Source organism: Roseibium sp. AS2 (assembly GCF_038900065.1).
Taxonomy (GTDB): domain Bacteria; phylum Pseudomonadota; class Alphaproteobacteria; order Rhizobiales; family Stappiaceae; genus Roseibium.
The window spans coordinates 235934-258262 of record NZ_JBBMQN010000006.1; the positions used below are offsets into that span (position 1 = coordinate 235934).

A 22329-nucleotide genomic window follows, 5' to 3' on the forward strand; every position below is an offset into this window, starting at 1 on the left:
GTCCGGAATGTGAAATAATCTAAAGTTTGCATATTGCCGATATGGAAGAAACAGTCCGGAAATACTTGCAACTGGAAGTTTATCCGTGATTCCTTATTTGAAATAACGAGGGTAATTCCTTTTGGAAGCGGAAAATTATCGAAATTTTCTGATTGAAACCATTAAAGAGGCACGGATATTGCAACAATTCACAGGGGCGCGCAGGAGCTGTTTTGTTTTGCCGGGAATGCCGGGAGAATAAGCGGATTGCGCATGAATGATGGTTGCGGTGCACAATTGATAGGCTGCGCATCGGGTGACCTGAAGGTCAGGTGGGGTGAATGCCAAGTCATCAGCGGGTGGTCCGCTTGCGCCGGACCTACAATCAATGGGTTGCCAACCAGACCCTGGAAGACTTCGCCCTGCGTTTCACCGCGAAAAGCGCCCGCCGCTGGTCCCCGGTCTGGGTCGCCAACACGGCGCTCGGGGCCATTTCCTTTCTCGCGCTGGAGGCGATCGGCGCTTCCATCACCTACAACTACGGCTTCACCAATGCGGTTTCGTCGATCCTTGTTGTCGGACTGATCATTTTCATTACCGGCCTGCCGATTGCGTTCTACGCGGTCAAATACGGCGTCGACATCGATCTCCTGACCCGCGGCGCCGGTTTCGGCTACATCGGCTCGACGGTAACCTCGCTGATCTATGCCAGCTTCACCTTCATCTTCTTCGCCCTGGAAGCGGCGATCATGGCGACCGCGCTGGAACTGTTCTTCGGTGTGCCTCTCAACATCGGCTATCTGGTCTGCACGCTCGTGATCATCCCGCTGGTGGTCTACGGCATCACGCTGATCAGCCGCCTGCAGATATACACCCAGCCGGTCTGGATCGTGCTGCAGCTCCTGCCCTTCGCGTTTCTGGCCTGGCAGGGTCTGGCGCCGCTGGAGGACTGGCAGAATTTCTCCGGAAGGTTTGGCGACGAAGGCGGGCGCTTCGATCTGCTGCTGTTCGGAGCCGCCAGCGCCGTGCTGTTTTCCCTGATCGCCCAGATCGGCGAACAGGTTGATTTTCTCCGGTTCCTGCCGCGCAAGCGGCAGGGGCGCAAGCTCAAATGGTGGCTGGCGATGCTGGCGGCGGGACCGGGCTGGATCGTGATCGGCACCATCAAGCTGCTGTTCGGGTCCTTTCTCGTGGTGGTCGCCTTGCAGAGCGGCCTCAGTCCCGACAAGGCCGTCGAGCCGACCCACATGTATCTGGTCGCCTTCACCCGGGCCACGTCTCCCGAAATGGCGGTCGCCCTGACCGGGGTGTTCGTGATCGTCTGCCAGATCAAGATCAATGTGACCAATTCCTATGCCGGCTCGATTGCCTGGTCGAATTTCTTCTCCCGCCTGACGCACAGCCATCCGGGCCGGGTGGTCTGGCTGGTCTTCAACGTGGCGATCGCGCTCGCCTTGATGGAACTCGGCGTCTACAAGGCGCTCGAACGCACGCTGGGGCTTTATTCGGTGGTGGCGGTCGCCTGGATCGGGGCGCTGTTCGCGGATCTGGTGATCAACAAGCCGCTCGGGCTGAGCCCGCCCCATATCGAATTCAAGCGCGCCCATCTTTACGACATCAATCCGGTCGGGCTCGGCTCGATGACCATCGCCAGCCTGACCGCGCTGGTCGCCTACTCAGGCGTTTTCGGCCAGACCGCTCACGCGCTTGCCAGCTATATCGCCCTGGTCGTCGCCATCCTTCTGGCGCCCCTGATCGCCTGGGCCACCAAGGGGCGCTATTACATCGCCCGCCAGCCCGAACCCATGGAACGGTGCGGGCAGGCAATACCAGATGCGGAAACCATGGAAGCGCAGCGCTTGTCCCTGCGCTGCTGCATCTGCGAACATTCCTTCGAGCGCGAGGACATGGCCCATTGCCCGGTCTACTCGGGCCCGATCTGCTCGCTGTGCTGCTCGCTGGACGCACGCTGCGAGGACGACTGCAAGGAAAACGCGCGCATCGGCGATCAGGTCAAGGCGCTGCTCAACGCGGTCTTGCCGAGCGATGTGGCCGGCTGGGTCAGTTCGCGTCTGGGCATCTATCTGTCGGTGATGACGATCGTCACCGTCTCGCTGGGCGCGATCCTGTCGCTGGTCTATGTCGAGGCCAGCACGCTCGGTCCGGACAGCAGCGGCGAGGGAATTGGCCGGGCGCTGACCCAGGTGTTCTTCATCCTGCTGGTGGTGTCGGGCGTGATGACCTGGCTGTTCGTTCTGGTGCATGAAAGCCGCAAGTTCGCCAATGAGGAAACCCGCCGCCAGACCAGCCTGCTGATGCGCGAGATCAGGGCGCACAAGCGCACCGACGCCAAGCTGGAGAAAGCCAAGGAGGCGGCGGAATCCGCCAACCAGGCCAAGAGCCGCTACGTGGTCGGCATCAGTCACGAATTGCGCTCGCCGCTCAATGCGATCGCCGGTTACGCGCAACTGATGCGCAAGGACCCGGCGATCCCGGCGCACCGGCGCGATGCGGTCAAGGTGATCCAGCATTCGGCCGACCATCTCGCCGGCCTCATCGAAGGGCTGCTGGACATTTCCAAGATCGAGGCCGGACATCTGACGATCTACCGCGAGCGCTTCAACCTGCACGAATTCCTTGCCCAGATCGTCGACATGTTCCGCCTGCAGACGGACGCGAAGGCACTGCGGTTCACGTTCGAGCCGGCAAGTCACCTGCCGGTCTACGTGTTCGGCGATGAAAAACGCCTGCGCCAGGTCCTGATCAACCTTTTGTCCAACGCGATCAAATGGACGGAAAGCGGCAGCGTCACCCTCAAGGTGACCTATCACAGCCAGGTGGCCGAATTTGCGGTGATCGACACCGGGATCGGGATCGCCCCGGAGAACCTGGAGCGGATCTTCAACCCGTTTGAGCGCATCGTGGAAGAGGGCCGGATGTCCGTGCCCGGCACCGGGCTCGGGCTGACCATCACCAAACTGCTCAGCGAGGTCATGGGCGGGGACATCCAGGTGGACAGCCGGCCGGGCAGGGGCAGCCGCTTCAAGGTCCGCTTGCTGCTGAGTGCCGCCGAGGCGCCGGTCAGGACCGTGCGCACCGAGAAGCGGATTGTCGGTTACCAGGGGCCGGTCCAGACGGTCATGGTTGTCGATGACGATCCCACCCAGCGGACTTTGATCCGGGATGTGCTGACGCCGCTCGGCTTCAAGGTCCTGACGGCCCCGGGCGGCCAGGCCTGTCTGGAAATCGCCGGGACGGAGCAGCCGGACGCCTTCCTGCTGGACATCAGCATGCCGGGAATGAGTGGCTGGCGCCTGGCGCGCAAGCTGCGCGAAAACGGTCACGGCGACGCGGTCATCATAATGATTTCGGCCAATGCGGACGACAGCGGCCGTGACCCGGCACACCGCATCTATCACGACGATTACCTGGTCAAGCCGGTGCGGCTGAGCGACCTGCTGGAAAAGCTGCATCTGGCGCTGAAACTGGTCTGGCGCACGGACGAGACCCGGGCACGCCCGGAACTGCTCGACAACGCGCCGCCCGGGTTTCCCGACTTCGAAAGCACCGCGCTGCCGTCGGAGGAAAGCCTCGGCATGCTGAAACAGCTCAGCAGCATCGGCTATGTGCGCGGCATCCGGGCCAAGCTGGACGACATCGAGGCCCATGAGCCGCACGCGGCCGCCTTCGTAGCCCACATGCGCGCCCTCATCGGAGAATTCGACCTGACCCGATATGACAAGCTCCTGGAAAGGCTCGGACATGATCATGAATGCTCCTAGCGAAACCGTTCTGGTTGTCGACGACACGCCGTCCTCCCTGGGCATGCTGACGGACGCGCTGGAGGAAGCCGGATATACGGTTCTGGTGGCGCGGGACGGAAAGAAGGCCCTCGACATCGTCGCGCAGATCACGCCGGGAGCGATCCTGATGGATGCGGTCATGCCGGACATGGACGGTTTCGAGACCAGCAAACGGCTCAAGGCCTTCGAGGCGCTGCGCGACGTGCCGGTGCTGTTCATGACGGGCCTGAGCGAGACCGAGCATATCGTGCGCGGCCTTGAAGCCGGCGGTGTCGACTACATCACCAAGCCGGTCGACCCGGACGAGCTGATCGCCCGCCTGCGGGTCCATATCGCCAATGCCCGCAACTCCCACAGTGCCCATGTGGCGCTGGATGCCTCCGGCCGGTTCCTGCTGTCGGTCGACCTCGCCGGCAACATCCGTTGGGCGACGCCCCAGGCCCTGGAACTGGTCGACGGCGATCCGGACGAAGACGCACAGACACGTGGCCGGCTTCCGACGGCCACGGTGGAATGGCTGCGCCAGCTCCTGCTCGATTCCGGCAAGGCGCCGCAGATGGGCCAGGACACGATCGCCAGCATGCGAGGACGCGAGCTCAAGTTCAGCTATGCCGGCGTGATCAGCACCACCGAGCACCTCCTCAGGGTCGTCGAGGTGGCCGGCGGCGCGCCTTCGGACGTGCTGAGGGCGGCTTTCAACCTGACCGAACGCGAGGCGGAAGTGCTCAGCTGGATCGCCAACGGCAAGTCCAACAAGGAGATCGCCGCGATTCTCGACATGAGCCCGCGCACCGTCAACAAGCACCTCGACCGGATCTTCGGCAAACTCGGCGTGGAGAACCGGACGTCGGCGGCGGTGGTGTCACTGAAGAGGTTGCTTGACGGCTAGGCAATCATGCCGGTCCAGAAACTCCTGAGCGCGCCGCTCGCAAGCACCGGCGTTTTGGCTGCGGGCCAGGGCGATCGCGCGTCTGAGCGCCAGTGAAACGTTTTTGGTTCGTCCGGCCTGAAGCGACAGGGCGGCCCACAAGCGGTACAGCTCCGGTTCACGCCAGCGCTCCCCTGTTGTGCGCGTGAGCCGCAGCGCCTCTCCGAGTGCGGTCAAACCTTCGGACGGATTGCCGCAACGCCCGGCGGCTTCCGCGTAGAGTTCCAGTCCGAAGGGGCGCGTCAGTTTCACGCCCATCTCGGTCAGCTCCTTCAGGCCTTTGCCGAGCTGCTGCATGCCCGAGTGGTCGCCAAGCGCGGTCAGGGCCCAGCCGGCCAACATGCTGCCATGGGGACGCCAGAATGGGATTGCCGCGCTGTCGCAGGTTTCGATCAGGGACAGCGCGCGTTCCAGAACACGTTCCGGCGCCTCCTGATCGCGGGCGATCAGCGCACCGGCCCAAAGCATCTGAGCCCGGCCGAACGGCTGGTCGAGCGTATGCGCCAGCCTCATGCCTTCGGCAAAATGCCGATCGGCGTCTTCGGTCCGGCCAAGCAGCTGATGAACGCAGGCGGCGTATTGCCGGCACACGATTCCGGGGTCTTCACCGAACAGAACCGTGGCTTCCGCACAGAACCGGGTGTCATAGGCCTCGCAAACGGCCTCGATGTGCGGCAGGCAGTCGGCAAGAGCACCGCCAAAGAAGCGCGTCTGCCCCGCCACGTTGTGCGCCACCATCGCGTGGAGCGCGGGCGCGCCTTCGGCAAGGTCGCCAAGGCTTCTTGCCAGATCATCGGCTGTGGCAAGGTCCGCTTTGGAAATGTGGTGGTTCCACAGACCCGCGAGCGCGGGCACGATCGTTGTCGGTTCATTGGTCTGCTCCGCCAGCCTTGCGGCCCGCTCGCACACCGTTCTCAGTTCCGTCTCGGTGAAGCTTGCCCCGACGCTCAGCGCCGCGCCAAGTCCCAGGAGCGTCCGGCATTCCGCCGTGCGCAATTCAGGATCCGGGGCACAGGCGGCGAAGAAATCCAGAGCTTGCCGGAACTGTTCCGATGCGTCGGTGACCGCGCCGCGTTTCAGGGCCGTAAGGCCCGACATCCCGCGATAGATCGCTGCGCGTCTCCTGTCGGCCGCACGCTCGAAATGATCCGCGAGCGTGGCGGCAACATCAGCGGGCCGTGTTTCGAACGCAGCTTCCAGACGGCATCCGATCCGTTCGTGAAGCCCCTGCCGGTTGGCTGCGGGAGTGGCCTCGTAAAGGGCCTCCTGGTAGAGCGCGTGACGGAACACATACTGTGTGGCCACCGTGCCGTCGGGCCAGGCCATGCTCCCGGCGCGCTCGATGAACCGCCGGACGCCTGCAAGACCGTCCAGTATCTTTTCGATCTCTTCCACCTCGTGCCGGCAATCGTGCAGCAGGGCCGCGGAAAAGCGTATGCCCGCGACACTTGCAACCTCGAGGACCTGCCGTTCGCGCGGAGCCAGCCTGGTTGTCTCCCCCGCGATGAAACTCCGGGTGCCCTCGGAAATCGTGGCCAGCAGGTCTTTTGCCTCCCGGTCGAGGATCCAGTGGTTCTCCATCTGCTTCAGCATGCCGTCCCTGCACCACAGGTCGGCCACGGCATCGACCAGAATGGCATGCCCTTCCGTTCTGCGTGTCAGCTCCCCGGCAAGGGCCTGCGGCAGCTTGCTGCCGGGAAACCGCCGGTCGAGAAGTTCGGCCACGGCGGCCTGGTCGAGACCCTCCAGCACGATCCTGGAGAAGCCCGGCGTGCGTTGGAGGAAATGCAGGGTGGTCGGCAGGTCTCCGGCCCGGTCCAGTTCGTCGGACCGGTAGGTGCCGAGAACGAGGGTTCTGGCGGCGGTACGGCGTTGGGCGAAAGACAGCAGCCACGCGAGCGTGCTCTGGTCGGCCCAGTGCAGATCCTCGACAATGAGCGCAAGGGGCTGGTGCCGGGAGAGACCCTCCAGGAGCGCGGTCAGCTCCCTCAGCATCGAATCGGGATGCGGATCGACAACAGGGTCCGGCCGGTCAGCCGGGCTGCGGCCCGTGCGCAGTTCCGGGATCAGGTCCCGCCACGACGGCGCGACTTCCTCCAGCAGGCGCAGTGCCGGTCCTTGGGCCAGTCCTAGGGCCGGTCCTTGCGCCGGTCCCTGGACGAGTTGCGCCACGATTTCGATCAACGGCCCGAAAGGCTCTCTGGCCCCGGGATGGGGTATGCACTGGCCCCGGGCGGTCCAGAAGGGCGAAGCACCCGGCAGCGTGGTGGCAAAAGCCTCGACCAGCCTTGATTTGCCGGCCCCCGCTTCCCCGCAAACCAGCGTCACGCCGCGCGTGCCACGGCGTGCGGCGGCCGCGCAATCGGCAAGCCTTGCCAGTTCGGCCTTCCGGCCGACGCACAGCCGGGCCGGGTCGGCTGCGGCAGGGCTCGCTGTCACAAGGGCGATCTCGCCGACAAGGCGGTAGCCCTGCCTGCCGACCGTTTCGATAAAACCGGGTGTTCGGGCGCTGTCGCCGAGCAGGCGCCTCAGTTCCCGGATGCATTGTTTCGGCCCGGTCTCGCGGCCGTGCTGACGCCCCCATACGGTGTTCCGGAGCTCCTCCTGGCTGACGACCTCGCCCCCCCGTGCCCGAAGCTCCGCCAGCACGGCGAGTGTCTTGGGACGCAATCGGTTGGCCACCCCGTCGCGCAACAGTTCACCACGAGAAATATCAAGTTCGATCTTTGACACTGAGACGCGGAGTCCGATGGTTCGGCAAGGCACCAGGGAGCGTGCCTTGAACAGAGTTTCGAATGACAAACTAGTTATTTATACCATTTTTGCACCGATGCCGACTTTGTTTCCCGGCCGTGTTTTCCTAAGACTGGTCCTCCGGGCGTGTGCCCCTGCCGCGAGTCGGGGTCACAAACGCTGTCCGCATTGGAACCTGAACAAGAGGACAACCCAGGTTGGCAACATCTGTCCCGAGGCGCCGGTCTCCCGCCATCCGTCATTCGAGAGCTTTCCACGCTTGCGGGCGAAAGAGGGCGTCGGAAGACAGTCCGGCAGGAACGGACACGACCTTGAACGGACATGCGGTTCCGCCCGTCGGCAGGACACGGGCAAGGACACGGGCAAGCAACGTTTCGGCATATGTTCCGTTTGCCGCAGGCCGGATGCGGGCGGCACCGGGTCTTGCCCCCGGGACGGCACCTGTTTTGGCCCCATTGATGGCTTTCCTGGTGGCTTTTGCGCTGGCCGCGGTGGTGGCTTCTGCTCCTGCCGGCGCGCAGACCGTCCGCACCTTCGATCGGGCCGCCGCCGGACAGACGGTCATCATCGAGCGGTTCACACCGCCCTCTGTACCCGGCACGGTCGACGTGAGGGTCGAGGACCAGCGCAAGCGCATTCCCGACGCCCAAGCCGAAGCGGTTCGCTTCAGGCTGCGTTCGATCGTGGTCGAGGGCGCCGTGACCGTCCCGCAAGCGACGCTCGCGGCGATCTGGCAGGGGCAAATTGGCGAGACCATTACCCTGGCGGACCTCTACCGGATCGCCGAGGCGGTCGATGCGGCCTATCTGAGGGCCGGATATTTCTCGATGACCGTCGTTCCGGTTCAGGACATTGCGACGGGCAATGTGACGCTCAGGGTTTACGAAGGCTATGTGGAAACGGTCGAGATCACCAGTTCGATCCCGCGTATCAGGGAACGCCTGGCGCCCTACATCAGGCGGCTGACCGCAATGCGGCCGATCCGGGTCAAGGACGCGGAGCGGATCCTTCTGTTGATGAGCGATCTGGGCGGTTTGCAGATCGAGGGGACCCTGGTGCGTCCGCAGACACCGTCGGGGGGCGGCACGCTCAAGCTTGAGGTCGGCTTCAACCGCTATGATGCCGGGGTCGGCCTGGACAATCTCGGCACCGAAGAGGTCGGCCCGTTCGAGCTTGCCGGCAACGCCACCATCAACGACATCTTCGGCCTGTTCGAGACCACCAGCCTGGTCGGCGTGACCATTCCGGACTCTCCGGAGGAAATGGTGCTGCTTCAGGTTTCCCAGGACATGCCGATCGGCTTTCACGGCCTTTCCGCGGGCTACGAGCTGACCTATGTGACCCAACGGCCAGGCGGGGATCTGAAGGATCAGGACGTTCATATCGAGACCGTGATCGGCTCGGCACATCTCCAGTATCCGCTGATCCGCACCATCGACCAGAGCCTCTACGGCAGGGCGGAGGTGAACCTGCGCAACGACCGGATCGACGTGATGGGCAACCGCGCCACCCGTGCCCAGACACGCTGGGCGAGCCTGTCCCTGCAATATGACCGCGATGCCGGCCCGACAAGCTTTTCCGCCGGTGCCGAAATCGGCCAGAGCCTCAGCCATGATGTGGAGCAGCGCAACGTGCCGGACGACTATCGCTACGGCCGTTTCAACGTCGATATCGCGCGTGGTCTGGGATCCCTGGCGCGGCTGCACCTGCGGGCAACCGGCCAGTATTCGCAGACGCCGCTTCCCGGTGCGGTCAGGTTCGCTCTCGGCGGCGACCCCTACGGCTGGGCGTTCGACGGCGGCAGCCTGTCCGGCGACAGCGGACTGGCGTCTTCTCTCGAAGTCAGCCACACCATCGAAACCGGCTGGTCCGAACTTCCCGGCCTGATGCTGACGGCATTCGCGGACTATGGCGTCGTCTGGAACCAGGGCGCGGCGGCCGACTATTCCCGCGACGCCCTCGGATCAGCGGGCGTCGGCGTCCGGGGCAGGGTGTCGGAGCGCGTCAAGTTTCAGGTGCTCTCGGCCACCCCCTGGCAAAAGCCGGAAAACGCCGAGGACCCCGGCACACGGGTCTTCTTCAGACTGGGCCTGGATCTCTGACGGGGTCGGATGAACACCGGGCTGCGCCATGCTGCAGGCCGACCGCGAGCGGTGTCTTCGGGTTGGCGGGCTTGTCTTCAAGGGCGTTAGGCTGTGTTGCTTTAGCGCCTTGCCGAATGGGTTTAGTTTGCAATTTCGGTTGTTTGAATTTTAATGGTGCTGCCGGAGAGATTCGAACTCTCGACCTCTCCCTTACCAAGGGAGTGCTCTACCCCTGAGCTACGGCAGCATCCGGCGCGTCTCCTGGGAGGGCGCTGCGTCGAGCCATTTGCCGGTGGGGCGCAGGTTTTCGGGACGCGGGTGCTGGTGCCGATCAGCGATGCCGACCGGAATGAAGGGGCTTTTGCCATAACGGGTCCCGGGACGCAAGCGGTGATTTGATTTTTTTGCGGGCCGCCCGGACCGCTGCCGGGCGCTGCGTGGGCCAACGGTTCAAGGGGGCCGGAAAAGCGCGCGGCAACGCCGTTTTTCCACCTGTGGATACAGGGTGTTGCAGGCGCGGAGAACGGCCCGGCCGGGGGATTGGCGCTGGCGCGCGCTGCCTGGTGCGCGCGGCCTGGCGGTCCGGTCTCGTACAGCAGGGCCCGTGCCCCGCGTCCCGTGCCCCGTGCCCCGTGTGCCGTGTGCCGTGTTCCGTGTCCCCGTCCAACGTGGGCTGCTGCCCTTCGAGCTGCTTTGAACAGGCACTCACGACCGGCTCTGAGCAACCGCTCAGGGCTGATCTTCTATACCGGCTCCGGAACAGACCCCAGAAGCGGCACCTGATCCGGCTCCTGATCCGGCCCGGACAGGCAGGCGCCTGGCTCCCGGCCCTGGGCGCCGGGGCCGGCCGCGGAAATCAGGTCCGGCGCCCGGCGCGGCGGTCGGCCTTGACGGTGCGGCGGTCGGCCTTGAAGGGCAGGAGGGGGCCTTTACGGTGCTGGTGCGGTGCTGGTTCTAGGGCGGTTGCCTTGACGGGGCGAAGGCTTTGCAAGCCGGGGCGGGCTTGGTATGGATGGCCAGGGATGATCAGGGCTGGTCATCTGTCCCGGTCGGGCGCCCCGGTGGCGACACGATCATCATTCGGGTGCGTCATGAGCGAAAACGACCGGAAAGACCGGAAAAATCTAAAAAGCCAAAGCGGTGCGGCGGATGCCCGCGCTTCTGACGAGGCTGCGGAGAAGCACGGCAGCGCGCCGGCGAAGACAACGCGCGAAGACCGGCTGGCGGAAGCCCTCCGGGCCAATCTGCGCCGGCGCAAGAGCGCCGCCAAATCCCGCAAGGACGGCTGAGCGGCGGCCCGGCGCCAACGAAGCGCACCGGATGCCGCGCGCTTTTGGCCGGAACAATGCCCGTTGTCCGCCATTACCCTGCCTTGCATGGGCCATAAGTTGCGTGTAGACCGCTGCGTTGATGTGAGCTTTCATTAAAGGGATAGCCGTGCGGTCGCGCGGTCCGGTTCGGGGAAAATCATGGACAGTATCAAGGTTGTCGGCGGCAGGGAACTGAACGGGACCATTCCGATTTCGGGGGCCAAGAACGCCACCCTGCCGTTGATGATCGCCTCGCTCCTGACCGACGAGACGCTGACACTCACCAATGTGCCGCGCCTGCGCGACGTGGCCCAGCTGACGCAGATCCTGTCCAATCACGGTGTCGACTATTCGGTCAACGGCAAGCGCACCGGCCAGGACGAACTGGCCGGCCAGACGCTGAACCTGACCGCCCGCGAGATCGTCGACACCACCGCGCCTTACGAACTGGTCTCCAAGATGCGCGCCAGCTTCTGGGTCGTCGGGCCGCTGGTCGCCCGCTGCCACGAGGCCCGGGTCTCGCTGCCCGGCGGCTGCGCCATCGGCACCCGTCCGGTGGATTTCTTCATCGACGGCCTGAGCGCGCTCGGCGCGCAGATCGAGATCGAGGCCGGCTATGTGGTCGTCCGGGCGCCGGGCGGGCTGAAAGGCGCGCGGGTGGCGTTTCCCAAGGTCTCCGTCGGCGCCACCCACACCATCATGATGGCGGCAACGCTTGCCAGCGGCGAGACGGAAATCGTCAACGCCGCGCGCGAGCCCGAAGTGGTCGATCTGGCCAAATGCCTGAAGGCCATGGGCGCGCGGATCGAGGGCGAAGGCACCTCGACCATCCGCATCCAGGGCGTGCCGCGCCTTCATGGCGCCCGCCATGCGGTGGTGCCGGACCGGATCGAGACGGGGACCTATGCCATGGCGGTCGCCATGACAGGCGGTGACGTGCTGTTGCAGGGCGCCCGCAGCGACCTTCTGGAAGCAGCGCTCGACACCCTGCGCCAGACCGGTGCGGACATCACCCAGACGCCCGACGGCCTCAAGGTCTATCGCAACGGCAACGGCATTCAGCCGGTGGATGTCACCACCGAGCCGTTCCCGGGCTTCCCGACAGATCTGCAGGCCCAGTTCATGGCGCTGATGACGAAGGCCGGCGGCACCAGCCGGATCACCGAGACCATTTTCGAAAACCGCTTCATGCACGTACAGGAGCTGGCCCGTCTCGGGGCCCAGATCAACGTGGACGGGCGCACGGCCACTGTCGACGGCGTCGCCACCCTGCGCGGCGCGCCGGTGATGGCGACCGACTTGCGCGCCTCCGTGTCGCTGGTGATCGCGGGGCTTGCCGCGGAAGGCGAGACCACGGTCAACCGGGTCTATCACCTCGACCGCGGCTTCGAGCGCCTGGAAGACAAGTTGACCCGCTGCGGCGCGCAGATCGAGCGGATTTCAAGCTAGCCCGCCTCGCACAGGCATCTCGAACAGGCCGTTCCGGTCCGGCAAGGGCTGTGCCGGGGGCGTGGGAGGACAGGCACCATGAACGCGCAGACACTCCGTCTTGTGATCCAGCTGGGCTTCGGCCTTGCCGGACTTGGCGCGGTGGCGGTGATTGCGCCGCCCTACGGGCCGACCCTCGGCCTGTTCCTGGTGGTGGTCGGCCTGTGGCTCGGCAGGCGCGTCTTCAGGCGCACCGCGCGGCTGGAAGAGAGCAAGGCGGATTTGCGGCAGCGGCTCGAGAAGGGCAAGGCGGACCTTCGCAGGCGGCTGGACGAGGGTCCGTGACCCGCGGCGCGGCCTGTTTGCGGTATTCGGCGTTGCCAAAGTCCGGTTTCCGCATTAGGTGAACAGCCTTGGGACTGGCGCGCACCATGCTTATATGCGTTCCTCCCGCAACGTGTGACCGGATCGGAATTCAGTTCAAAATGGATCAGCTGAAACTTGCCGCCCTCGACCAGGAGGACCTTCAGGTTCTCTCCGCCCATCTGCAGGACGCCGTCCTGACGGTGGCGGATATCCGCTATCTGCCCAAGGAGAAGAAAGCGGTGTTCGTGGTGAACCGCTTTGTCTGGGACAAGGAAGCCGACAAGAGATCGAAGGAACATGAGCGCCGCCGTTCGGCGCTGGCCTTCGCCCAGGTCACGGCTATGAAGGCGCAGGGCATCAACCAGAAAGCCAGGGGCGCCGTCCACGAATTGCTGGCCGTCACCTTCGAGCCCGGCGAGGACCCGTCCGGGAAAATCCTGCTCGCCTTCGCCGGCGGGGCCAGCCTCGAGCTGGAAGTCGAATGCATCGAGGCGCAACTGGCCGATCTCGGCGCCGCCTGGTCCACACCGAACCTGCCGCGGCACGATCTCGACTGACAGGTCTGACGTCACCAGCAGACCTGATCTGAAGAGACGGTGCCGCGCACCGCACAAGATGGAGAAACGCGTGGTTTTACGTCTGACTGGCACAGATGCCCGCTTCGAGGAGCAGTTCAGGGCGCTTCTCGCGGGCAAGCGGGAAGTGTCCGAGGATGTCGATCAGATCGTCCGGGACATTCTGGAGCGCGTGCGCGAAGACGGCGACCGCGCCGTTCTGGACTACACCCGCCAGTTCGACCGGCTCGACGCCGCCGCGATGACCGATCTCAAGGTCACCGGCGCGGAGATCGAGGCGGCGCTGAAGCAGGTACCGCGCGACACGCTGGACGCGCTGCAGCTTGCCCACGACCGCATTCACGCCCATCACGCCAGGCAACGGCCCAAGGATGACCGCTACACCGACGCGATCGGTGTCGAGCTGGGCTCGCTGTGGACAGCGGTCGAGGCGGTTGGCGTCTATGTTCCCGGCGGTCTGGCCAGCTATCCGAGTTCGGTCCTGATGAATGTGGTTCCGGCCAGGGTTGCCGGTGTCGAGCGTATCGTCATGGTGGTGCCGAGCCCGGACGGTGTGCTCAACCCGCTCGTTCTGGCCGCGGCGAAGGTCGCGGGCGTGTCGGAAATCTACCGGATCGGCGGCGCCCAGGCGGTGGCCGCCCTTGCCTACGGCACTGAAACCATCGCCCCTGTCGCCAAGATTGTCGGACCCGGCAATGCCTTCGTGGCGGCGGCCAAACGGCGGGTCTTCGGCACGGTCGGCATCGACATGATCGCCGGTCCGTCCGAAGTGCTGATCCTGGCCGACGGCGGCAACAATGCCGACTGGCTGGCCGCCGACCTGCTTGCCCAGGCCGAGCACGATCCCGCGGCGCAATCGATCCTGATCACCGACAGCGCCGACCTGGCGGACCAGGTCGAGACCGCCGTCGAGGCCCAGCTCAAAACGCTGCCGCGCGAGGATGTCGCGAGGGCAAGCTGGCAGGATTATGGCGCCATCATCCTGGTGGACGATCTGGAAGCGGCCATGCCGCTTGCCAACCGGATTGCGCCGGAGCATCTGGAGCTGGCGGTGGATGATCCCGAAGCACTGTTGAAGAAGGTGCGCAATGCCGGCGCGGTCTTCCTGGGGCATTACACGCCCGAGGCGATCGGCGACTATGTCGGCGGCTCCAACCATGTCCTGCCGACGGCCCGCTCCGCCCGGTTTTCCTCCGGCCTGTCCGTGCTGGAATTCGTCAAGCGCACGTCGGTTCTGAAATGCACCGCGGACAATCTGCGTCTGCTCGGGCCGGCGGCGATCGCTCTTGGCGAATCTGAGGGGTTGTCGGCGCACGCCCGCTCTGTTTCCATCAGGCTGAACTTGTAGACGGATCTCGAAAGGGGCTTCTTTCAGATGAGCGAACCGGAACCGGACACGGAAGCGCGCAAGAGCGGCGGCGGACTGGTGGACGTGATCCTGGACGAGGCCTCCATTGCCCGCTCGACGCCGGAAGTCGAGCACGACCGGGCGGTCGCGATCTACGACCTGATCGAGGAAAACGCGTTTCAACCGGTCGGCCAGCCGGTCGCAAACTATGTGCTCAACCTGTCGGTGATCGAAAAGAGGCTGGTCTTCGCGGTCCGCACCGAGGACGACAGGGATGTGGTCACCCATGTCCTGTCGCTGTCGCCTTTGCGCAAGATCATCAAGGATTACGACCTGATCTGCGACAGCTACTATGAGGCCATCCGCCATGCGACGCCCAGCCAGATCGAGGCGATCGACATGGGCCGGCGCGGCGTCCACAACGAAGGCTCGACCATCCTGATGGAGCGGCTGGCCGGAAAGATCGAAGTGGACATGGCGACCGCGCGGCGCTTGTTCACCCTCGTCTACGCCTTGCACTGGAAGGGCTGATGGAAAGGGCCGGCCCGCGTCTGCGGCCGACCGCGGTCCTTTATGCCTGCGGCATGAACTCCGTGCGCTCGCCCATGGCCGAGGCCCTGACCGGACAACTGTTTCCGGGCCAGATCTATGTGCGCTCGGCGGGCGTACGCTCCGGCAAGGTCGATCCATTTGTCGATTCGGTCATGGCCGAGATCGGCATCGACATGTCCCGGCACCAGCCCAAGACCTTCGAGGAGCTGGACGAATCCGGGTTCGATCTGGTGATCACCCTGGCGCCTGAAGCTCACCACAAGGCGCTCGACATGACCCGTACGGAGGCCGTCGACGTGGAATACTGGCCGACCCTGGACCCGACGCTGGCCACGGGCAGCCGGGAGCAGATCCTGAGCGAATACCGGGCCGTGCGCGACCAGCTGGCAATGCGCATCAGGAAACGGCTGGACTGGGTGCCGCCGCCGAGCGGCTGAAGGAAACGGACCAGCATGCTCTACAAAATCTCTTCCCCGGTCGAAACCGAGCGGCTCTTGCTGCGCCCCATGGAAGAAAGCGATGCGGTGGCCCTGCACGCCTATCAGGCCTTGCCGGAGATCGCCCGTTACCAGTACTGGGAGCCGCGCAGCCTGGCGGACATCCGGCTGAAACTGTTGGAATGGATGCCGATGCGCCGTCTGGACGGTGAGGGGACACTTGCCTTCGCTGTCGAAACCCGGGCGGAACGCAAACTGATCGGCGACGTTTCCCTGCGGCTGACGTCAGTCGAAGCCAGGCAGGGCACCTTCGGTTTCACCCTGCATCCGGCCCATCAGGGCAGAGGCTATGCGACTGAGGCCTGCCGGGCGCTGCTGAAGATCGGTTTCGATGGCCTCCGCCTGCACCGGATCTTTGCCTGCTGCGATGCCCGCAACACCGCCTCCTCGCGGGTCATGGAACGGCTCGGCATGCGCCGCGAGGCGCATTTCCGCGAACACGCGCTGTTCAAGGGCGGCTGGGACGAGGAGTTCCACTATGCGATCCTGGAAGACGAGTGGCGGCAGCAGTCCGTCGAATCCTGAAAACTACAGTGCCAAATGGGTCGTTCACCAGCTCCGCGAACGTGGCCCTGGAGGGCCTGGCAGTTTCTTTGGGAGGCGGTGGAAAGAAAGGTTCACTTTTTCCCCCAAATCCATTAGGTTCCGCGGCACCCGCGGGCAGGGCCCGCTTTATTCAGGATATCCAATGGCCAAAGAAGAAGCTCTGGAGTTTCCGGGCGTCGTGACAGAACTGTTGCCGAATGCGACGTTTCGCGTAAAACTTGAAAACGACCATGAAATCATTGCCCACACCGCTGGGCGCATGCGCAAGAACCGTATCCGCGTCCTGGCGGGCGACAAGGTTCTCGTCGAAATGACCCCTTACGACCTCACCAAGGGGCGGATCACCTACCGCTTCAAGTAAGCGGACACAGGGTGATCCCGGCTGCAAGGCGCGCAGAAATGACCAATGCCCCTCAGTTGATCCTGGCTTCCGCCTCGCCGCGGCGTTTGGCGCTGCTGCAGCAGATCGGTCTGGAACCGGACCATCTCCTGCCTGCGGACATTGACGAATCCGCGAAGAAGCACGAAACGCCGCGCAGTCTTGCGCTCCGCCTGGCGCGGGCCAAGGCCGAGGCCGTCCGCCAGACCGCGGATGCCTCGGAAGCCATGCGCGACAGCATCGTTCTGGCGGCCGACACGGTGGTCGCCGTCGGCCGCAGGGCCCTGCCCAAGGCGGAGCTGACCGACCAGGCGCTGCTGTGCCTGTCGCTGCTGTCCGGCCGGGGCCACAGGGTGTTCACGGGCGTCGCGGTCGCCGAGTCCAGTGGCAAGGTCCGCTCCAGGCTGGTCGAGACGCGGGTCCGCTTCAAACGCCTGTCGCGCAAGGACATGGACGACTACATCGCTTCGGGCGAGTGGCGCGGCAAGGCCGGTGGCTACGCGATCCAGGGTCTTGCGGGAAGTTTTGTCGTCAAGCTGGTCGGATCCTATCCGGCCGTCGTCGGGCTGCCGCTGGCGGAAACGGCGGCCCTGTTGAGTTCCGCCGGATATCCGGTCCACGAGGGCTGGGCGGCGGCCGCCGCCTGATCCCTGATCGACTGTCCCGCAAGGGCACCCGCCGCCAAGACACGCACTGCCAAGACATGCAAGGGGAGGCCGCCATGGCCAGCACTCAAAAACCTGACCGGCCCATGCGCCCTTGTCCGATCTGCTCGAAACTGTCGACGCAGGACAGCTATCCGTTCTGTTCGGACCGCTGCGCCAAAGTCGACCTGAACCGCTGGTTCTCCGAGGGCTACACCATTCCGGTGGTCGAAACCGACGACATCGACGAGAGCAATCTGCCTGACGACTGAGACCAGGTGCGATTGCCGGGACGGACCGCGCGAGGCCTGGAGCATCTGCCGGCCGTTCGCGGCGAAAAGCCGCCGCAAGCCGGTCGCAGGCCTTGTTTCCAATTCTGTTTTGCCGCTCGAGCCAATGCGCCCGACGTTGCGCGGGCGCTTTTGCGCCGCGCCGATGACGCCTGAGCGGGCGGCGATATTTCCGAAAGGAGAGGTTTGGCGGGATTGTCCGAAATTTAGACAGGTTTGCAAAAATATTTATCCGGCAAAATTTTTTTCAGTTTTGCGTGTCCGGGCTCTTGCAGGTGTCACGAAACTGCACCAAGATCGGCTTATACCGGCGATCCTGACGTCATCCATCAAGGGTGCAACCGGCATTTCGGCGCATCCTTGTGGTGGCGGAGCAGGGTCTGGAACAACACCGGGAGCCGGTGTCGGGTGGAGGTCCCTGGCGCGGCATCACCAACCTATCCAAAGGGCGAGGGTCCGATGAACAAACGTATTCTGAGCGCCGCAGTGCTGTCTGTGAGCACGGCACTGTCGACGGCAGCCTATGCCGATTATTCCCTGACGATCCTGCATCTGAACGATCTTCATTCGCGCATCGAATCGATCAGCAAATACGATTCCACCTGTGACGCCGAGTCCGAAGCGGAGGGCAAGTGCTTCGGCGGGATCGCCCGGATCAAGTCCAAGCTCGACGAGCGCAGGGCTGCACTGGATGGTGAGGGGCGGAATGTTCTGGTCGTCGATGCGGGTGACCAGTTCCAGGGCTCGCTTTTCTACACGACATACAAGGGCGATGCCGCCGTCGAGTTTCTCAACGCCATGGACATCGACGTCATGGCCGTCGGCAACCATGAATTCGACGACGGGCCTGCGGGTCTCGCCGGTTTCATCGACAAGGCCGAATTTCCGGTCATTTCCGGCAACATCGACGTCGACGCTGAGGCAACGCTCAAGGGCAAGGTCCCCGGTGTCCTGATCCTGGAGAAGGGTGGCGAGAAGATCGGCATCGTCTCAGTGCTTGCAGAGGACACCGTCGACACGTCTTCGCCGGGCGATGACGTGCGCTTCATACGGGCCGAAGACTATCTCAAGGGAGCCGTCGAAGGCCTTGAGGCCGCCGGTGTCAACAAGATCGTGGCCCTGACCCACATGGGTCTGCCGCGCGACAAGGAAATCGCGGCGGCCGTTTCGGGCATTGACATGATTGTCGGTGGCCACTCCCACACGCTCCTGTCGAATACGCAGGAACGGGCGGAAGGTCCTTATCCGGTCATCGTCACCAACCCGGATGGCCAGGATGTGCCCATCGTGCAGGCCTATGCCTATGGCAAGTTCCTCGGCGAGGTCGACGTGACCTGGGACGATGACGGCAACCTGCTTGAGGCCAAGGGCGAGCCGATCCTGCTCGATGCCTCGGTCACGCCCGACGAGACCTTTCTGGCGCGCGTCAAGGAACTGGCGGCGCCGATCGAAGATCTGAAGGTCAAGGTTATCGGTTCTTCGGAGACCGCTATCGACGGTGACCGCGGCTCCTGCCGCGCAGGCGAATGCCAGATGGGCAATCTGGTGGCCGATGCGATGCTGGACCGTGTGAAAGCTCAAGGTGTTCAGATAGCGATCCAGAATGGCGGCGGCCTCAGAGCTTCGATTGATGCCGGCGAAGTCACGATGGGCGAGGTTCTCACTGTTCTGCCGTTCCAGAACACCCTGTCCACCTTTGAACTCAAGGGCGCGGACATTCTCACAGCTCTGGAAAACGGTGCCAGCCAGGTGGAAGAGGGCGCCGGCCGATTCTCGCAGGTTGCCGGGCTGAAATACAGCTTCGACGTGGCGAAGCCTGCCGGCGAGCGCATCTCTGACGTGATGGTCCAGGAAGACGGCGGATTTGTGCCTCTGGATCCGGACAAGGTCTACGGTGTCGTCTCCAACAACTACATGCGCGGAGGTGGCGACGGCTACGAGATCTTCGAGACAGCCGGCATGAACGCCTACGACTTCGGTCCCGATCTTGCCGACGTGGTTTCCGAATACCTGGCGGCAAAGAACGGCTACACGCCCTATACCGACGACCGCATCACCGCGAAGTAACGGCGGGCGGACCGCCGCGATATCTGCAGGGCGCGCCGCATGCCGGTGCGCCTTTTTTTTGACCAGAGGCTGGCAGCAACGGCGAGAGCCGCGGAACGTGTCGCAAGTGCATCCGCGCATTTTCGGAATGAGGCGCTTGGGGCAATTCGGCACCTCTCCGGTGTCCCGGCATCGGTTCCTGTTTGTCGAGGCTGTTGTCAGGTCGTCACCGGCGGTTTTCACACTGTCCGGCGCCCCTGGCCGGTCCGGAGCATCATCGCCGGAGACCGCTTGGATCCGCGGCGTGCCGGTCCGGTGCCGTCTTTAAAAAACGCCGCTTTTTCAGATGCTTGCGGCGTCTCCGGGTTTTCAACAGATACGGAGGCGCCGAAAGGCAAAAAACTTTGCCGGGATGCTGGACAAGGCCGGAGCCAGCCTCTATAAGGACCGGGCTTTCAGCGAACGGGGCCTTGCTCCGGACTTTCCGCAAAGCACGCCCAGATAGCTCAGTTGGTAGAGCAGCGGATTGAAAATCCGCGTGTCCGTGGTTCGAATCCGCGTCTGGGCACCACTTTTCCCTTTGCTGCATCGTTGCCCTTATACCGACTTCAACAAATAAGAACCCATCTGACCGTGTCTGGAGACTGTTCAGCAAGAAGCAGGTCGCAGGGTGATATGGGTTATCGTCCAAGACCTTCGACGCCGCGGAACAGTCTCCAGACACGGCCTTCGGTGGCCTGTTCCGGCCCGCCGGACGGCGTTGCACCGCTTGAACGGCCAACCAGGCCGTCCTGCGCAACGCGCCTGGCCGGCAAACAGGAACAGTGCCATCAGATGGGTTCTTATTTGTTGAGGTTGGTATTAAACATGTTGAAGGGCATTTTCGTTTCCGGTGTTCTATCCCCTCGTGCCGGCGCGCGTCTCCCACGTCCGGGCAGGGTATGCATTGCGGTGGGTCATCCTGTCCGCGCTGCGCTCGAGAGCGCAGGCATCGCAGAGCTGGTCGACGTCCAGTGCCATCAGGCGGTCGGCGACGAAACCCAACATCCCGGCCAAAAATTGCGCGTCCGGCGTCTCTGGCAAAAGCGCGCAGGCTGTTGACACTTTGTGTCGCTTACGCAAATTCCTTGAACCCTTCCAGCGCCTTGCGATCATAGCCGTGCGAGGCTGTCCAGAGCTGGCGCGTGTAGTCATGGGCGACGTCGCCGGTTCGCAGCTGGTCCTCGGTCATTTCCTCGACGACTTCGCCCCGGTTCATCACCGCAATCCGGCTGCACAGATGACCGACCACGGCCAGATCGTGGCTGACCATGATGTAGGTAAGGCCGTGGGTCTTTCTGAGCGCGGAGAGAAGGTTGAGGATTTCCGCCTGAACCGAAACGTCCAGTGCGCTGGTCGGCTCGTCCAGCAGGATCACCCGTGGCTCCAGAATGAGGGCGCGCGCAATGGCCACGCGCTGGCGCTGGCCGCCGGAGAGCTGGTGCGGATAGCGGAAACGGTATTCCGGTCCGAGGCCGACCTCGGAGAGGATCTTCAGGACCCGCTCCTCGCGATTGTCCAGTCCGTGAATGGCCAGCGGCTCGCTCAAGGTGGCGTCGACCGTCCGGCGCGGGTGGAGTGAGCCGTAGGGGTCCTGGAACACCATCTGCATGTGCTTGCGCGATGCCGGCGTGCGCTTTTTCGCAAGTGGTTTGCCGTCGATACTTATGGTGCCGCTCCAGTGGGAATAGATGCCGACCATCGCCCTGAGGACGGTCGACTTTCCGGAGCCGGACTCGCCGACCAGGCCGTAGCTTTCGCCTTCCGCCACAGACAGCGTGAAGTTGCGGACGGCCCGAATCTGCTTTTGTCCGGTGCCGAACGTAATGCCGAAATTCTCGATCTCGATCATTGGTCAAAAACCCCGCCAACGTCGCTCGGCTCGGTGAGCCAGGCCGGGTCCCGTTTGAGGACAGGCAAATCGTCATGCCTGCCGTCGAGGCGCGGCAGGCAGTTCAAGAGACCTTTTGTATAGGGATGACGCGCTTCGTCCAGGCGCTTGGCATCGAGCGTTTCCATGATGCGCCCGCCATACATGACCAGCACCCGGTCGCAGAAGCTGGAGACGAGGTGCAGATCGTGGCTGATCAGCACGAGGCCCATGCCACGTTCGCGCACCATATCGTCGAGCAGCGACAGCACCTGCATCTGCACTGTCACATCCAGCGCGGAGGTCGGTTCGTCGGCGATCATCACTTCCGGATTGGTGATCAGCATCATGGCGATCATGATGCGCTGGCCCATGCCGCCGGAGACCTGGTGCGGATAGAGCGCATAGACCTTTTCCGGTTCGCGGATGCGGACCGTGTCGAGCATGGCGAGGGCACGTTTCTTCGCCTCGGCACGAGAGACCTTTTCGTGCTTCCGGCAAGACTCGGCGATCTGCGCGCCGACGGTCAGAACCGGGTTCAGCGAATATTTGGGATCCTGCATGATCATGGAGATGCGCGAGCCTCGGATGCTGCGCATGGTCCGGGCGTTTGCCTGCATCAGGTTCATGCCGCCGAACATCATCCTGTCGGCGTCGATGCGTCCGTTTCCTGCCGTCAATCGCAACAGGGCCCGCCCGGTCTGGGATTTGCCGGAGCCGGATTCGCCCACGATCCCGAGCCGCTCCCGGCCGAGATCGAAGCTCACACCACGCACCGCATGGACCGGTCCCTTGGGCGTGGAGAACCTGACATGCAGGTCGCGGACCGAGATCAGCGGTTGCTCCTGTTTCGGGTCCACATCAAAACCTGCCATCTTCATCTCGTTCATG

At 63.9% G+C, this 22329-nt stretch carries 18 protein-coding genes and 2 tRNA genes; 16 read left to right on the top strand and 4 right to left on the bottom strand.

The window, feature by feature from the left end:
* Nucleotides 1-320: 320 nt before the first annotated feature.
* Together WNZ15_RS18955 and WNZ15_RS18960 are read left to right on the top strand one after the other, a co-directional pair.
* Nucleotides 321-3761, top strand: coding sequence for an ATP-binding protein (locus WNZ15_RS18955; RefSeq protein WP_342894580.1), 3441 nt, complete (start codon nt 321-323; stop codon nt 3759-3761).
* On the top strand, nt 3748-4671 hold the full coding sequence (locus tag WNZ15_RS18960; protein ID WP_342894581.1) for a response regulator transcription factor: 924 nt from the start codon (nt 3748-3750) through the stop codon (nt 4669-4671). Before WNZ15_RS18955 ends, WNZ15_RS18960 begins: the two co-directional genes overlap by 14 nt.
* Here WNZ15_RS18960 and WNZ15_RS18965 read toward each other — a convergent pair.
* Nucleotides 4645-7443, bottom strand: coding sequence for an AAA family ATPase (locus WNZ15_RS18965; protein ID WP_342894582.1), 2799 nt, complete (start codon nt 7441-7443; stop codon nt 4645-4647). The two genes, WNZ15_RS18960 and WNZ15_RS18965, sit on opposite strands and share 27 nt — an antisense overlap.
* A gap of 479 nt (nt 7444-7922) precedes the next feature.
* Here WNZ15_RS18965 and WNZ15_RS18970 point away from each other — a divergent pair, with 479 nt between their 5' ends.
* Nucleotides 7923-9566 (top strand): ShlB/FhaC/HecB family hemolysin secretion/activation protein, encoded by a 1644-nt coding sequence (locus WNZ15_RS18970; RefSeq protein ID WP_342894583.1) that lies wholly within the window; start codon nt 7923-7925, stop codon nt 9564-9566.
* Between the two features lie 154 nt (nt 9567-9720).
* Here WNZ15_RS18970 and WNZ15_RS18975 read toward each other — a convergent pair.
* Nucleotides 9721-9795: transfer RNA gene (locus WNZ15_RS18975), tRNA-Thr, on the bottom strand.
* An 844-nt stretch (nt 9796-10639) separates the two neighbouring features.
* Between WNZ15_RS18975 and WNZ15_RS18980 the strand changes: the two genes are divergently transcribed.
* The 13 genes from WNZ15_RS18980 (at nt 10640) to WNZ15_RS19040 (ending at nt 20100) form a co-directional block, all read left to right on the top strand.
* On the top strand, nt 10640-10837 hold the full coding sequence (locus WNZ15_RS18980) for a hypothetical protein (RefSeq protein WP_342894584.1): 198 nt from the start codon (nt 10640-10642) through the stop codon (nt 10835-10837).
* A 180-nt stretch (nt 10838-11017) separates the two neighbouring features.
* The gene (gene murA / locus WNZ15_RS18985; RefSeq protein WP_342894585.1) at nt 11018-12307 is read left to right on the top strand and encodes a UDP-N-acetylglucosamine 1-carboxyvinyltransferase; all 1290 of its coding nucleotides are present in this window, start codon (nt 11018-11020) and stop codon (nt 12305-12307) included.
* A 78-nt stretch (nt 12308-12385) separates the two neighbouring features.
* Nucleotides 12386-12631 carry a hypothetical protein gene (locus WNZ15_RS18990; RefSeq protein ID WP_342894586.1) on the top strand — a complete coding sequence of 82 codons (246 nt, stop codon included), beginning with the start codon at nt 12386-12388 and terminating at the stop codon, nt 12629-12631.
* A 140-nt stretch (nt 12632-12771) separates the two neighbouring features.
* Nucleotides 12772-13209 (top strand): DUF2948 family protein, encoded by a 438-nt coding sequence (locus WNZ15_RS18995; protein WP_342894587.1) that lies wholly within the window; start codon nt 12772-12774, stop codon nt 13207-13209.
* A gap of 58 nt (nt 13210-13267) precedes the next feature.
* Nucleotides 13268-14575: a histidinol dehydrogenase gene (hisD, locus tag WNZ15_RS19000; RefSeq protein ID WP_342894588.1), complete on the top strand. Its 1308-nt coding sequence runs from the start codon at nt 13268-13270 to the stop codon at nt 14573-14575.
* 27 nt (nt 14576-14602) lie between these two features.
* Nucleotides 14603-15106 carry a UPF0262 family protein gene (locus WNZ15_RS19005; protein WP_342894589.1) on the top strand — a complete coding sequence of 168 codons (504 nt, stop codon included), beginning with the start codon at nt 14603-14605 and terminating at the stop codon, nt 15104-15106.
* Nucleotides 15106-15564: an arsenate reductase ArsC gene (locus WNZ15_RS19010; RefSeq protein ID WP_342894590.1), complete on the top strand. Its 459-nt coding sequence runs from the start codon at nt 15106-15108 to the stop codon at nt 15562-15564. The genes WNZ15_RS19005 and WNZ15_RS19010 overlap by 1 nt, the downstream gene beginning before the upstream one ends.
* A gap of 15 nt (nt 15565-15579) precedes the next feature.
* Nucleotides 15580-16149: a GNAT family protein gene (locus WNZ15_RS19015; protein ID WP_342894591.1), complete on the top strand. Its 570-nt coding sequence runs from the start codon at nt 15580-15582 to the stop codon at nt 16147-16149.
* Nucleotides 16150-16312: 163 nt separating this feature from the next.
* Nucleotides 16313-16531 (top strand): translation initiation factor IF-1, encoded by a 219-nt coding sequence (gene infA, locus WNZ15_RS19020; RefSeq protein WP_006939340.1) that lies wholly within the window; start codon nt 16313-16315, stop codon nt 16529-16531.
* 38 nt (nt 16532-16569) lie between these two features.
* The gene (locus tag WNZ15_RS19025; protein ID WP_342894592.1) at nt 16570-17196 is read left to right on the top strand and encodes a Maf family nucleotide pyrophosphatase; all 627 of its coding nucleotides are present in this window, start codon (nt 16570-16572) and stop codon (nt 17194-17196) included.
* 74 nt (nt 17197-17270) lie between these two features.
* Nucleotides 17271-17465 (top strand): DNA gyrase inhibitor YacG, encoded by a 195-nt coding sequence (gene yacG / locus WNZ15_RS19030; protein WP_342894593.1) that lies wholly within the window; start codon nt 17271-17273, stop codon nt 17463-17465.
* 477 nt (nt 17466-17942) lie between these two features.
* Complete coding sequence (locus WNZ15_RS19035; RefSeq protein WP_342894594.1) at nt 17943-19550, top strand: bifunctional metallophosphatase/5'-nucleotidase; 1608 nt, start codon at nt 17943-17945, stop codon at nt 19548-19550.
* A gap of 474 nt (nt 19551-20024) precedes the next feature.
* A tRNA-Phe gene (locus WNZ15_RS19040) sits at nt 20025-20100 on the top strand.
* 543 nt (nt 20101-20643) lie between these two features.
* On the opposite strand, the gene WNZ15_RS19045 is transcribed toward WNZ15_RS19040, so the two are convergent.
* Both WNZ15_RS19045 and WNZ15_RS19050 read right to left on the bottom strand, forming a co-directional pair.
* Complete coding sequence (locus WNZ15_RS19045; RefSeq protein WP_342894595.1) at nt 20644-21420, bottom strand: ABC transporter ATP-binding protein; 777 nt, start codon at nt 21418-21420, stop codon at nt 20644-20646.
* On the bottom strand, nt 21417-22328 hold the full coding sequence (locus WNZ15_RS19050) for an ABC transporter ATP-binding protein (protein WP_342894596.1): 912 nt from the start codon (nt 22326-22328) through the stop codon (nt 21417-21419). Before WNZ15_RS19050 ends, WNZ15_RS19045 begins: the two co-directional genes overlap by 4 nt.
* Between the last annotated feature and the right edge of the window lies 1 nt (nt 22329).